Origin of the sequence: Brucella sp. MAB-22 (genome assembly GCF_025908475.1) — a bacterium.
GTDB classification, from domain to species: Bacteria; Pseudomonadota; Alphaproteobacteria; order Rhizobiales; family Rhizobiaceae; genus Brucella; species Brucella anthropi.
Genome location: NZ_CP109781.1, coordinates 1,785,582 through 1,799,345, shown reverse-complemented (window position 1 = coordinate 1,799,345; position 13,764 = coordinate 1,785,582). Strand labels below are relative to the sequence as shown.

Sequence of the window (13,764 nt, the reverse complement as noted above, 5' to 3'; positions counted from 1 at the left end):
ACTCCGTCAGGCAGGTTCTTCCAGATTGACGCTTAGCACGCGCAATTCTGTGGTATGCGGATGTGTCGTTCGCCCAGCGCGCAAATCATCGGCGCTAAGCTGTTCCACCATCTCGCCATGTTGCATCACCCCCACCTGCGGGCAGAGATGCGCGATCACAGCGAGATTGTGGCTCACCAGCACATAAGTGAGATTCTTTTCAGCGCGCAAGTCCGCGAGAAGATTGAGAATTTCAGCCTGTACCGAGACATCAAGCGCCGATGTCGGTTCGTCCAGTAGCAGAACTTCCGGTTCGGCGATCAGGGCTCGCGCGATTGCCACGCGCTGGCGCTGTCCGCCCGAAAGCTGGTGCGGAAAACGGAACCGCGCAGCTTTGGGCAACGCGACTTCGTCAAGAACCTTTTCAATACGCTTATCGATATCGCCGATACCATGAACCAGCAGAAGCTCGCTCAGGATACGGTCGATGGTCTGGCGTGGATGCAGTGAGCCAAAGGGATCCTGAAACACCATCTGCACCTGACGGAAGAAGGCGGGTGCGCGCTTTGGGGCAACGTCCTTCCCGTCGAAAGCGATGCGGCCACTCCATTGTTCGTTGAGACCCGCCATTGCGCGCAGAATAGTGGATTTACCCGAGCCGCTTTCACCAACAATTCCAAAGCTCCCACCCTTCTCGACATTGAAGGACACACCCTTGACGACTTCACGCTCGTTGAAGCTGATACGAAGTTGATCAATGACTATCATGAGTTCAGCCAGCTTTCTTCGCGATTAAGAACCGGCAATCGATCACGAGGATGCATGAGCGATGGAATGCAATTGAGAAGCCCCTTCGTATAAGGATGCTCAGCACGCACAAGTTCGGCAGCTTTCAATTCTTCCATGACACGGCCCATATACATGACCATGACACGGTCGCAGAAATGCGACACGAGTGGAAGATCGTGGCTGATGAGGAGAAGTCCCATTCCGCGCTTGGAAACCAAATCGTCGATCAGGCGAAGAATTTCCGCCTGAACGGTAGCGTCGAGCGCGGATGTCGGCTCGTCAGCAATGAGCAGTTCGGGATCGGGCGCCAGCATCATGGCGACCATGACACGTTGGCCCATGCCACCAGAAACTTCGTGTGGATAAAACTTTGCCACGTCGCGCGGATTGCGGATCATAACCTGATCGAGAAGATCAACCGCAGCATCCATTGCCTGACGTTTGCTACCGCCTTTGTGAGTACGCCACGCTTCAGCTACCTGCACGCCAATGGTCTTGACCGGATTAAGCGAATATTTGGGGTCCTGAAGAATAAAGCCTGCCCGCTTGCCGCGTATCTGACGCATGCCACGTTCGGTGGCTGACAGAATGTCGATGCCATCGAATGAAAGCTTGTCGGCCTTCACTTCAGCGATTGGCGGCAGCAATTTCATGAGGGCTCGCGCGGTCAAGGACTTGCCCGAGCCACTTTCACCGACAATGCCCAGTTTTTCACGACCGAGCTGAAGCGAGATCCCGCGAACAGCATCGAAACGGCTGGTGCGCGTTTCAAAGCTGATCTGCAGATTTTTAATATCAACCAGCATCTGTTCTCTCAATTCTGCTTCGGATCGAGCACGTCGCGCAGACCGTCGCCGAGGAAATTGAAGGCGAGCGATACGAGGAAGATCGCGATGCCGGGGATGGTGGCAACCCACCATTGTTCAAAGATAAAGCGCTTGGCAGTGGCAATCATCGCACCCCATTCGGGCGACGGCGGCTGTGCACCCATTCCGAGGAAGCCAAGGCTTGCGGCGGTGATGATGATCGAGCTCATGTCGAGCGTAATGCGCACAATGACGCTCGGCACACAAAGCGGCATGATGTGACGCAAAATGATGCGGAATGGCGATGCACCGGTCAGCTTGGCGGCTGCAATGAAATCGCTCTTGCGCAAAGTCATGGTTTCCGCACGCGCCAGACGCGCATAGGGTGGCCACGCAGTCAATGCGATTGCAAGCACGGCACTTTCAACACCTGGCTTCAGCGCAGCCACGAAGGCCAGCGCCAGGATCAACCGAGGAAACGCAAGAAAGACATCAGTGACGCGCATCAACGCGGTGTCAACAATCCCGCCGAAATAGCCGGCGATACAACCGATAAAGAGCCCGATCGGCGCAACGAGAATGACAACAGCGATAACCATTCCAAGGGTTACGCGGCCACCGTAAAGAATGCGCGATAGGATATCGCGGCCTAGCTCATCAGTCCCGAACCAATGCGCGGCAGTGGGAGCAGACAGACGGTTGCCTAGGTCTTGAACACTCGGATCATATGGCGCCAGCAATGGTGCGGCCAACGACAAAACGATGAAAGCGACAATGATAAAGAGACCAATCATCGCGAGCGGATTGGCCCGAAGGTTCACCCAAATGCGGTAGCGCCTGCCCCAGTTAGCCTGAGAACGAGAAGCAGGCGAGTCATCTAGCGCCCAGTTATGAAAATTGGCAAAAATCATCGGACACGCGGATCCAGAACTTTGTAGAGGATATCGGCGAGCAGGTTGAGCCCGACATAAATGATACCGATGAGCAGTGTAGCGCCCACCACCGGATTCATATCGGCATTCATCAGCGACACGGTCAGATACTGTCCCAAGCCCGGCCAGCTGAAGACCGTCTCGGTCACGACAGCACCCTCCAGCAGACCTGCATAGGTGAGAGCCAGAACTGTCACGAGCTGCACGGCAACGGTCGGGAAAGCATGTTTCCAGATGACCGAGGTCAGCGACAGGCCTTTCGCACGTGCCGTAATCACGAACTCACCCTTGAGCGCGTCAAGCATGAAAGCGCGGGTCATACGCGTGATATATGCCATGCTGAAGTAGGCGAGGATCAGAACCGGCTGAACCATGTGATAAACGGCATCCCGGAACGCGTCCCAGTCGCCCTCAATAAGAGTATCGATCGTGAGCAGGCCGGTAACGTGCGGGATCATGCCCTCATAAATGATGTCCTGTCGTCCCGGACCGGGCGCTATATCGAGCGTTGCATAGAAGACGAGAAGCGATATCAGAGCCAGCATGAAAACGGGAACAGAGTGCCCTGCAAGACAGATCACGCGGATCGTCTGGTCGACGATGGAACCCTGCCGGACAGCAGCCCACACCCCCAGCGGAATACCGATAAGAGCAGCAACAAGAAGCGCAGCCGTTGCCAGTTCCAATGTCGCGGGAAAATAACGGGCGATATCCTGTGTCACCGGATTACGGGTCAGAATAGAGTTGCCGAAATCGCCGTGCAGGACCTGCCCGACATAATGCACGAACTGGATTACAAGTGGCTGATCGAGCCCCATCTCCGCGCGGACGCGCTGGATAACAGCCTCTGGCGCATTGTCGCCCACCGCAGCAATAACAGGATCGACCGGCATGACGCGGCCGATCATGAAGGTAATGACCATAAGCCCGAACAGCGTGATTAACACGCTGCTCAGGATACCGGTCAGGTTCTTGAGGCTTTTCTTCACGCCTTGGCGATCCCTGCATAGGAATGAGAATCGGACAAGACGCCGAGACGCATTCCGGTAACATCCTTGCGGCAGGCAGCTGTGGTAACGGTCTGAAGCATCACGATAAACGGACTATCGTTCATGAATTCGCGCTGCAGATTCTCATAGAGTTCGATGCGCTTTGCTGAATCGCGTTCATCGCGGGCTGCAATCGACTTCTTCGCGAACTCCTCGTTCTGATAGGACGAGCGCCAGGCGAAAGGCTTGGTAGCCGCATTATCCGAATTATCCGGATTGTTACAGAAAACGTCGGCATTAGTGTTCGGATCGAAGTAGTCAGAACCCCAGGCGGTCAGCGCAATTTCGTGCTCGCGAGCACGCATTTTGGTGAGGACCTGACGGTTCTCTGCGGCCAGAAGTTCGACCTTGATTCCAATTTCGGCGAGGTTCGCCTGAATGGCCTGTGCGATATCCGGCCAAGGCTGAGCAGAATAATGATCCATTTTGATGGTAAAACCATCGGCAAGACCAGCTTCCTGCATCAGGCTTTTCGCCTTTTCCAAATCCTTCTGGAATGGCGTTTCGTTAACCGCACCGGGGAAACCCTCCGGGATGATGGTCTGGTGCACCTTGTGCGTCAGCGGAACGATGTTCTTCTGAATGCCCTGATAGTCGACCGCCCACTTGATCGCCTGCCAGAGCTTTGGATTAGTAAGCTTTTCAATCTTCTGATTGAGAGACATCAGGCCAATGCCCGCGATTGCCTTGGCGACGAGCTCGAAATCACCATTGCCCTGAAGAACCCGCAACTGCTCGGACGTCAGATTGCGGGCAATATCGACATCACCCTTCTGAAGCATCAAGAGCTGCGAAGACGGGTCCGCGACGTGACGCAGAAGGATGCGCTTCACATTGCCCTTGTATGCGCCATGTGGATTAACGTTCAGGATGATGCTTTCGCTCGGCTTCCAGGAAACGAGAACCCATTCGCCCGAACCGGCGCTGTTCTTCTGAAGCCAGCCGTTACCGAGATCGTCACCGGATGCATTTTCCAGAACGGTTTTCTTTTCCACGATGCTGGCAACGCTTGCCGACAGGCAATACAGCAGGAACGGCAGCGATGTCGACTGCTCGACCGTCAGAGACAATGTCGACGGATCGGTCGCTACGATGTTCTTTTCTGCATTCTCTGGCGTGAAACCGAACTGGCCAATGATGAAAGCCGGGCCCTTGTTCATCTTGATCGCACGCTGCAGCGAGAAAGCAGCATCTTCAGCCGTGATCTGCGCGCCGCTTGCAAATTTTGCATTCGGATCGATCTTGAAGATGAAGACCTTCCCATCAGCGTCGGCTTCCCAGGAAACAGCAACGCCGCCTTCCACCTGGTCCGGATTGGAAAGGCTTGGATGTACCAGACGCTGGTACATGTTGTTGCAGACTTCGCTGCCGACAGCTTCGAAGCTCTCATGCGGATCAAGACTGGTCATATTGTCGAGCTGCTGGGCCACAACCAGAATATCCTGACGCCCGGCTCCAATGGCAGGCAAAATGCTCGCATAGGACAGGAAAGGAACGGCAGCCGCACCTGCCAGAAAACCGCGTCTTGAAATCATTGAGAGCTCCTCTTGCAACGCTTTCTGAATGGCTCCCTGACATCGGGCGCTTATCGACAGCGTTCTATCTCTGGATATATTTTTCCAGCTTCCCGCTATCACGTCAGCGGAGGCAGGGGCCAATGCAGAATTTTGCATTCCCTATGCAGAGTTTGCATGAGGGCAAACTAAAGGAGAGCTTTTGCAAGAAAGAATAGCCCTTCATGCAGGGCCGTCATATCAAGTGACCGAAATCGCATTTGCAATTCTTCTCGCTTGGGTCCATCACCCCTCTCAAATACCAGACTTGATTTTGAAAAGGCTTCCCCATGGCGACAGAACAGAAGATACCCGTTTTCGATGGTCACAACGACGTGCTGTTGCGCCTGTGGTCATCGCATGCTTCCTCGCCTGAAAAGCGTTTTCTTGAAGGAGAAAATGTCGGCCATATCGACCTTCCACGCGCGCAGAAGGGTGGGCTCGGCGGCGGCTTGTGCGCCGTATATGTGCCCTCGCCTTCACGAGAACTCGACACTAATGGCAATCTGGCGACTCCGAGCCAGACGGATGCGATGAAGGCAACGCTCGCCATGTCGGCAGTACTTCTGAAAATCGAACGGGCGTCAGAAGGCAAGGTTCGTATTTGCAAAACTGCAGCCGATATTCGTGATGCCTTTGCCAACGGCATTTTTGCTTCTGTCTATCATATCGAAGGTGTGGAGGCTTTTAGCGAAGACCTTGATGCCCTTTATGTATTGCATGAGGCAGGCCTCAGAACGCTTGGGCCTGTCTGGAGCCGTCCGAATATTTTTGCCCATGGCATCCCGTTCCGGTTTCCGGCGTCGCCTGACATCGGCCCGGGCCTCACCGATCATGGCAAAGCGCTCATTCGCGCCTGCAATGAACTCAAAGTCATGGTCGACCTTTCCCACATGAACGAGAAAGGCTTCTGGGACATAGCGGCAATTTCCGATGCGCCGCTCGTGGCTTCGCATTCAAATGCGCACGCGCTTTGCCAGCAAAGCCGCAACCTGACCGACAAGCAGCTGGATGCCATTCGCGATACTGGCGGTCTCGTCGGGCTTAACTTTGGCGTTTCATTCCTGCGCGAAGATGGAAAACGCGATCCGAATACGGATCTGAGTGAACTCGTTCGCCATGCTGATTACATTGTCAACCGCATCGGGATCGACCATCTGGCTCTGGGTTCCGATTTTGACGGCACCACGATTTCTTCCACGCTTCGCGATGTCGGTGATCTCCAGCTCGTCATAGACGCCTTCCGTAAACACGGCTACGACGATGCTTCCATCGTAAAGCTGGCCCATGCAAACTGGATCAATGTGCTTGAGCGTACCTGGGGTGCTTAAGGGAAAAATAGAAACGATCTCACCCTCGTAGGGTGAGATCGAAAACATGATGGTGGATATGACCGTCGAACATTTCCAGAAGCCCCTTCGTTGCCTCCCGGCTTTCATATCGCACAGGTGAAGCAAGCGCTTTGGCCAAAGCTTCCCTACTGTCATACTGGGTCCACAGCACCATCGGATAGGCTGGCGCACCTTCATCGCGTTCGACAGCATAAAGAACTCGGACTTCCCTGATTCCCGGAAATTCAAGCCACATCGGCATAAGAATATTCGCGACATAAGCTTTGAACGCATCCTCGCGCCCAGAATGAATAGCGCCTTCAAAAAAGGCCTGCCTGACAATCATGGGAATAACTCAGTTTACTTTGGTGGGTGGGACATCGCCGGAAAAATATGCGGCAAGATTGGCGAGTACGAGCTCACCCATTCCGACACGTGTTTCAACCGTTGCGCTGCCTTGATGCGGCATCAGCACGGTGTTTGGTGCGGACAGAAAATCCTCCCTGATCGTAGGTTCGTTGACGAAAACATCAAGACCGGCACCGGCTATAGTTTCGTTATTCAAAGCAGCCAGAAGCGCATCTTCGTCAACCACACTGCCCCGGGCCACATTGATTAGATAACCCTTGCTTCCAAGTGCTGTTAGCACATCCGCGTTCACAATATTCGCCGTCGACGGATTAGCCGCGACGCACACTGCGAGTACGTCGCTCTGCTGCGCTAGTTCCGCGGGCGTTGCATGGGCAATCCAGTTTGTGCCCGCGACAGGAGAGCGGTTCCAATAGTGTACTTCCATGCCGAATGCTTCTGCACGTCGTGCAAACGACTTTCCGATCTGGCCAAGGCCCAGGACGCCAACCCGCTTCCCCTTGGGACTAACGCCAAGAGGAAATACTTCACGGCGCTCCCATTTGCCTTCCCGCACGAATTGATCGCCCTGAACAACATGGCGCATAACCGCCAGCATGAGAGCAATGCCTGTGTCGGCAACATCATCGGTCAAAACGCCAGGTGTGGTGCTGACATGTACATTGCGATCCCGCGCAAAAGCAAGATCGACCTTGTCCGTCCCAACGCCGTTGATGGCAATGAGGCCGAGCGATGGCAGACGCTCCATCCAACCATTGGAAAGCCCCGTTCCGCCACCGGTAACAACAGCACAAATGGTGCCAAGTGCCGCGTCAATCGCCGTCGTGTCTTCCGGCTTGTATAGACGAAGAATCTTGTAAGATGCATCCAATCGCTCTTCGATCAACGGCATCATCGGCTCGATAAGCAGAACTTCGTTCGTCACTTCAAACTCCATTACTAAACTACTAGAGACGCTCAGGAAATCTGACCGATAAATGCCTTCGTGCGCTCATGCTTCGGATTGCCGAAAAATTCCTCCGGCTCCGCCATTTCAAGAATTTGTCCTTGATCCATGAAGATGACACGATCTGCCACCTGCCGCGCGAAACCCATTTCATGGGTAACGCAGAGCATGGTCATGCCTTCCTTGGCGAGATCGATCATGGTGTCCAGAACTTCCTTGACCATTTCAGGATCGAGTGCAGAAGTCGGCTCATCAAAAAGCATGATCTTGGGATTCATGCATAGCGCACGGGCAATCGCCACACGCTGTTGCTGGCCACCCGATAGCTGGGCCGGATACTTATCCGCCTGTTCAGGAATGCGGACACGCTCGAGGTATTTGCGCGCTGTCTTCTCAGCTTCAACTTTCGAAACGCCACGCACTTTCATCGGAGCCAAAGTGCAATTCTCAAGCACCGTCATATGCGGAAACAAGTTGAACTGCTGGAAAACCATGCCCGTTTCCTGCCGGACGATATCTACATTCCTTCCACCTGCCGTCAGATCGTGGCCGTCTACAATGATGCGGCCTTTCTGAATGGTCTCCAGCTGATTGATACAACGGATGAGGGTCGACTTCCCCGAGCCAGACGGACCGCAAATAACAATGCGTTCACCGCGAGCGACATTCAGATCAATATCTCTGAGAGCATGATAAGTGCCGTACCACTTGTTTACTCCCTGCATGAGCACTGCAGGATCTGAAGCATCCTGCGGCAACCGGTTCGCTTTTCCCTGAGCCATCTGATTCATGTCGAGAAACTCACTTTCGTGGACTGGATCGTCATGCCCGTCGGATGGACGGGCATGACGGAATTCGAGAGCTTACTTTGCCTGAGAGACAAAATCCGGCAGTGGCGCACCTAGCCACTTTTCATGAATCTTGTTCAGTTCGCCGTCGCTCTTCGCCTTTTCGATGAACTTGTTGACGAATTCGAGCATTTCCGTCGCCCCCTTGCGAACAGCGATACCCTGTACTTGCTGGCTGAGCTGGATTTTCTGATCATAGCGGCCCGGAGCAGCTTTTTCGATTTCGGCAGCCACGACATTGGAGAGCCCTATCAACTCAACCTGTCCCGAAAGCAGGGCTTGCACTGCGCTCGCATCATCATCGAAACGACGGATGTTGGCGTCCTGCGGCGCTACCTTGGTTACTGCCGTGTCCTGTGTTGAAGCACGAGCGACACCGATCGATTTGCCAGAAAGCTCCTCCGGCTTTGTAACAACGGTGTCCTTCGGTCCGAATACGCCAATCGAAATACCAGCATAAGGCTGCGAGAAATCAACGCTCTTTGCCCGTTCCTCGGTGATGCCCAGCGAGGCAACCAGAACGTCCACCTGTCCGCTCTGCAGATAAGGAATACGGTTTGGACCGGTGACTGGCACGATCTGTGCGTCGACGCCCAGCTCCTTCGCCAGCAACTTCGCGACATCGGCGTCATACCCGTCCGGTTCATTGCTGGTGTTCATGATGCCAAATGGCGGAAAGTCGACCAGCATACCGATCTTGATTTTTCCAGCGGACTTGATGTCGTCAACGGTCTGAGCGAATGCAGCCGGTGCCAACGCCGTTGCAAGGGTACCCGCACCAATCAGGGCCATTGCCAAACGTCTGGTAATAGTCATGTTTATCCCTTCCCTATTAAGTACCAGTCTCCTCACCGGCACCGTTTCGTTATTTTCAACGCATTTCCTGACACCATGTTGGTTTACATTCGGTCGGAAATACTGATCGTCTTCCCAAAGCCCCCAATTACCGAGCTGTAGCGCGAGAAAACCTCGTTTCCATTCGGCGTGCCAAAATCGATAGCGGCCAGCATAGGACAAAATAGACAGCCGCTACCGTGCCAAACACCATGAACGGGCTGAACGTCGCATTGTTGATGATCTGTCCCTGTCGCGTCAGTTCTGTAAATCCGATGATCGCGGCAAGCGAAGTGCCTTTGATGAGCTGCACGAGAAAGCCCACTGTCGGCGCAACCGAAATGCGTGCGGCTTGTGGCAGGATCACATAGCGCATGCGATTGTAGTAGCGCAGCCCCAATGCCGTCGCCGCTTCACGTTGGCCGGGCGGCACTGCATCAATACAGCCGCGCCAAATCTCCCCAAGAAAAGCGCTTGCATGCAATGTCAGCGCAATCGTCGCAGCAATCCAGGGGTTGATACCCAGACCGAAAATATTAAGGCCGAAGAACACCAGGAAGAGCTGCATCAGAAGCGGTGTACCCTGAAACAGCCTGATAAAGCCGAGTGCGATGTAACGTGGGGCGCGAGCGTCCGAAACACGCATCAGCGCGACAAGCAGCCCTCCGATGCCACCGCCGACAAAGGCAATAGCCGAAAGAGCAATGGTCCACTGCGCTGCATAGACGATAATGAGAAATTCGTTCCAGCCGAAAGGTCTGATCATGGCCCGCTCCTATCGGCTCAACGGGTATTTAAAAGCCACCTTCTCGATCACTGAGAAAATGGCCGAGAAACCGATGGACATGACGAGATACATGAGCGTGATAACAATATAGACCTCAAAACTCGCGAAGGTCGCCGACTGTAGATCGTTACCCGCCGCGGCAAGTTCGTTTGCGGAAATTACGGAGACCACACTCGAAGTCAGCATCAGATAGATAAATTGGCTGGTGAGTGACGGATAAACCGTCCGCAAAGCTGGTTTCATGATCACATAACGGAACACTTGCAGCTTTGAGAGACCGAGTGCGGTTCCTGCTTCCACCTGACCTTTATGAATGGATTCAATGCCGGCACGAATAATCTCGGTACCGTAAGCGCCGAAGTTCACCACCAGCGCAAGAAGCGCTGCACTGTTGGGCGACAATCGCAAACCAGCAGAAGGCAATCCAAAGAAGATGAAGAAAATCTGCACCAGAAACGGCGTGTTGCGGATAATTTCGATATAGGCATCAATGATTAAGCGTACTGGCTTTGGTCCAGACGTCTTCCCAAGCGCGCAGACTATCGAAACAATCAGGCCGAGCACCATCGCCGCGCAAGACAATTCAATTGTCTGCCACGCGCCGACAAGCAACTTATCCATCGCCGCGAAAACAGGCGCGAAGTTGAAATTATACAATGCTGAACCTCCCGGTACGCAATTGTGCCGATTTCTCCTCCCGGCATCAATAATTTAGATCGATCTAAATTCGTTTTGCCTCATACGTCAATCATTAATTGGGATTAGATAACAGAGGCTCTCACCGGTCCACAGGACTGTCGAACTCGCAAATATGTTTCACTGATGATCCGCTGCGCCTGTTTTTCCGGGTTTGCCAAACGGGAAAGAAGCAATCCAGCGGCATTCTCACCAACTGTAACAGGTCGGGTTGACACGGAACTCAACCGGGGGCGGGTCGCTTCAGCATCGCTTACATCGTCGAAGCCGATCAACGAAAAATCCCCACCAACCATTCTCCCGCAATCATAAAGCCCTGCCGAAAGGCCTAGCGCAATCACGTCATTGAAGCAGATTGCAGCTGTCGGCTCCCGGCCGTCCTGAAAGAGAAGCGGAGCCGCTTTAGCGATATCCGGCATCGTCTGCGGAAAGCGGACAATCATCTCAGGATCGAGCCCTTGTTGTTGCATTGCCTCGCGAAAACCTTCGACACGTTCGCGGTAAGCGGAATGAATCGGCCCGTGCACAGCGAATGCGATTGTCCTGTGCCCAAGTGTAGCCAGATGATTAACCGCCTGCCGCATACCACCCGCGTAATCAACGCCTGCGTAATCGACACGATCGGTCACATGACGCAACACCTGCACAATAGGCAAGCCCCAGTCAGCAAGCTGCTCGACGAACTCCGGTGCTGTTTCCGCTGTTGGCGAAACGATCACGCCATCAACACCATGCTCACGCATACGCTGCATAAGGGTACTCTGATTGGTGAAGTTCTCGTGACTATTGGCGAGAAGAACGACCAGCCCTGCTTCACCCACAACACTGTCTATTCCTGAAAGCAATTCGCCGTAAAACGGGTTGCCAAGGGTGGGTACGATGACGCCAACCGTATTCGATCTCTCTACCCGGAGGCTAGCAGCCCCCATATTGTAGACATAGCCCAACTCTTGAAGGGCTTTCTCTACTTTTTCGCGCGTTACTGTTCCCACCAACGGGCTTTTGCGGATGACAAGGGAAGCCGTCGCGCGCGATACGTTGGCATGGCGTGCCACATCCAGCAGCGTAACGCGACTTTTCCTGCGATCGTCACTCGGCATAACTTCACCTGTCAGCAAGTTGGGCAATGTCCGATCCGGTTTAAGACAAAAATTAATAAAACGCCGGTCAGATTCGAAAGGCATATATCAGTTCAGTCTTGCACATTGGTCAATCCGTTGAACGGCGAACCAGCAGTCATCATGCGGAAATGGTATTACGTGGCGTTCCCAACCCATTAATTATACGCATGTTCTCCCCACGAATATCACTTTCCTTTCGGTTTTTTTCGTTTTGAACGCTATCGTTTTCGGATTTATTCTGCCATTGGAAGAATCGAAGGTTGATCCTTTGGCAAAAATTGCATTCATATAGGTGCAATGAAAATATTGCAGATGTCGGGGCTTTGAGACCATCACCAAGGAACTCAAATGTTCACGCAATCTCACACTCGAGGAGGAAACATGCTTATCCGTCTGATCACGACTTCGGCGCTGACAAGCGCCCTCGCCCTCACCATCAGTTCTCAGGCATTTGCCCAGACGGAGCTGGCATGGTGGCACGGCATGACCGGTGCCAACAACGAAATGGTCAATGAACTCTCGAAGGAGTTCAACGAAAGCCAGAGCGAATACAAGATTGTTCCTGTCTACAAGGGAACTTATCCTGAAACGCTGAATGCCGGCATTGCCGCGTTCCGTTCCAAGCAGCCCCCCGCGATCCTTCAGGTCTTCGACGCCGGTAGTGGTGTTATGATGGCAGCCGAAGGCGCAATGGTTCCAGCTGCAGAAGTTCTGGAAAAGGGTGGCTTCAAGTTCGACAAGTCGCAGTATCTGCCTGGCATCGTCGCTTACTATTCGAAGCCAGACGGAACCATGTTGTCCTTTCCGTACAACTCCTCGTCACCAATCCTCTATTACAATAAGGATGCCTTCAAGAAGGCTGGCCTCGACGAAAACAATCCGCCGAAAACCTGGCCTGAAGTTTTCGAAGCTGCCAAGAAGATCAAATCCAGCGGTGCGGCACCGTGCGGTTTCACTTCCACATGGCTGACCTGGATTCAGACCGAAAACTTCGCGGCTTGGAACAACGTTCCTTATGGCACGAATGAAAACGGTCTCGGCGGCACCGATGTGAAGCTCGAAATCAACTCGCCGCTTTACATTCAGCACTTCCAGTCGATTGCCGATCTCGCGAAAGACGGTACGTTCCGCTACGGCGGCCGCACATCGGAAGCCAAGCAGCTTTTCACCTCTGGTGAATGCGCAATGCTGACCGAATCCTCCGGCGGCCTCGGCGATGTTGTTAAGTCGGGTATCAATTACGGCATCGGCCAGCTGCCTTACTACGAAGGTCACGGCCCGCAGAATACGATCCCTGGCGGTGCATCTCTGTGGGTCTTCGCAGGCCTTAGCGACGAACAATACAAGGGCGTCGCAGAATTCTTCAACTTCCTCTCGCAAACCAAAATTCAGGTCAAGCTGCACGAAAAATCCGGCTATCTGCCTGTAACACTGGCGGCGTACGAGGAAACCAAGAAGTCGGATTTCTATGAAAAGAATCCGGGCCGCGAAACGCCTATCCTGCAGATGATGGGCAAGGCGCCGACCGAAAATTCGAAGGGCGTGCGTCTCGTCAACTTGCCGCAGGTGCGCGATATTCTGAACGAAGAGTTCGAAGCAATGCTCGGCGGCAAGCAGGATGCGAAAACTGCACTTGAAAACGCTGTCAAGCGCGCCAACGACGCGATTGCCGCAGCTCAATAATTGATCACATAAACACAACGCCGCCTGCCCTTGTGGTGGGC

At 53.7% G+C, this 13,764-nt stretch carries 14 protein-coding genes; 2 read left to right on the top strand and 12 right to left on the bottom strand.

Features of this window, described 5'->3' with window-relative positions:
* Window positions 1–6: 6 nt before the first annotated feature.
* The 5 genes from OHI65_RS08270 to OHI65_RS08250 form a co-directional block, all read right to left on the bottom strand.
* Window positions 7–747 carry an ABC transporter ATP-binding protein gene (locus OHI65_RS08270; protein WP_125302846.1) on the bottom strand — a complete coding sequence of 247 codons (741 nt, stop codon included), beginning with the start codon at window positions 745–747 and terminating at the stop codon, window positions 7–9.
* Window positions 744–1,574: an ABC transporter ATP-binding protein gene (locus OHI65_RS08265; RefSeq protein ID WP_125302844.1), complete on the bottom strand. Its 831-nt coding sequence runs from the start codon at window positions 1,572–1,574 to the stop codon at window positions 744–746. The genes OHI65_RS08270 and OHI65_RS08265 overlap by 4 nt, the downstream gene beginning before the upstream one ends.
* Window positions 1,575–1,582: 8 nt before the next feature.
* Window positions 1,583–2,485 carry a nickel transporter permease gene (gene nikC / locus OHI65_RS08260; RefSeq protein ID WP_012093113.1) on the bottom strand — a complete coding sequence of 301 codons (903 nt, stop codon included), beginning with the start codon at window positions 2,483–2,485 and terminating at the stop codon, window positions 1,583–1,585.
* On the bottom strand, window positions 2,482–3,429 hold the full coding sequence (locus OHI65_RS08255; RefSeq protein ID WP_413541920.1) for an ABC transporter permease: 948 nt from the start codon (window positions 3,427–3,429) through the stop codon (window positions 2,482–2,484). The genes nikC and OHI65_RS08255 overlap by 4 nt, the downstream gene beginning before the upstream one ends.
* A 62-nt stretch (window positions 3,430–3,491) precedes the next feature.
* Entirely contained in the window at window positions 3,492–5,090 is a 1,599-nt protein-coding gene (locus OHI65_RS08250; protein ID WP_125302838.1) for an ABC transporter substrate-binding protein, read from the bottom strand.
* A gap of 308 nt (window positions 5,091–5,398) precedes the next feature.
* On the opposite strand from OHI65_RS08250, the gene OHI65_RS08245 reads away from it, so the two are divergent.
* A complete protein-coding gene (locus OHI65_RS08245; RefSeq protein ID WP_012093116.1) occupies window positions 5,399–6,439 on the top strand; it encodes a dipeptidase in 1,041 nt (346 codons plus the stop codon).
* 19 nt (window positions 6,440–6,458) lie between these two features.
* Here OHI65_RS08245 and OHI65_RS08240 read toward each other — a convergent pair whose 3' ends face one another.
* From OHI65_RS08240 to OHI65_RS08210, 7 genes are all read right to left on the bottom strand, one after another.
* Window positions 6,459–6,785 carry a hypothetical protein gene (locus OHI65_RS08240; protein ID WP_012093118.1) on the bottom strand — a complete coding sequence of 109 codons (327 nt, stop codon included), beginning with the start codon at window positions 6,783–6,785 and terminating at the stop codon, window positions 6,459–6,461.
* Between the two features lie 9 nt (window positions 6,786–6,794).
* Entirely contained in the window at window positions 6,795–7,745 is a 951-nt protein-coding gene (locus OHI65_RS08235) for a 2-hydroxyacid dehydrogenase (protein ID WP_125302832.1), read from the bottom strand.
* 20 nt (window positions 7,746–7,765) lie between these two features.
* Complete coding sequence (locus OHI65_RS08230) at window positions 7,766–8,545, bottom strand: amino acid ABC transporter ATP-binding protein (RefSeq protein ID WP_125302829.1); 780 nt, start codon at window positions 8,543–8,545, stop codon at window positions 7,766–7,768.
* A gap of 72 nt (window positions 8,546–8,617) precedes the next feature.
* Complete coding sequence (locus OHI65_RS08225) at window positions 8,618–9,418, bottom strand: transporter substrate-binding domain-containing protein (RefSeq protein WP_125302826.1); 801 nt, start codon at window positions 9,416–9,418, stop codon at window positions 8,618–8,620.
* A gap of 127 nt (window positions 9,419–9,545) precedes the next feature.
* Complete coding sequence (locus OHI65_RS08220) at window positions 9,546–10,202, bottom strand: amino acid ABC transporter permease (RefSeq protein WP_010658934.1); 657 nt, start codon at window positions 10,200–10,202, stop codon at window positions 9,546–9,548.
* A 9-nt stretch (window positions 10,203–10,211) separates the two neighbouring features.
* Complete coding sequence (locus OHI65_RS08215) at window positions 10,212–10,880, bottom strand: amino acid ABC transporter permease (protein ID WP_010658935.1); 669 nt, start codon at window positions 10,878–10,880, stop codon at window positions 10,212–10,214.
* A 104-nt stretch (window positions 10,881–10,984) separates the two neighbouring features.
* Window positions 10,985–12,019, bottom strand: coding sequence for a LacI family DNA-binding transcriptional regulator (locus tag OHI65_RS08210; protein WP_012093122.1), 1,035 nt, complete (start codon window positions 12,017–12,019; stop codon window positions 10,985–10,987).
* Window positions 12,020–12,421: 402 nt separating this feature from the next.
* Here OHI65_RS08210 and ugpB point away from each other — a divergent pair, with 402 nt between their 5' ends.
* Window positions 12,422–13,723 (top strand): sn-glycerol-3-phosphate ABC transporter substrate-binding protein UgpB, encoded by a 1,302-nt coding sequence (gene ugpB / locus OHI65_RS08205; RefSeq protein WP_029927219.1) that lies wholly within the window; start codon window positions 12,422–12,424, stop codon window positions 13,721–13,723.
* Window positions 13,724–13,764: the final 41 nt, after the last annotated feature.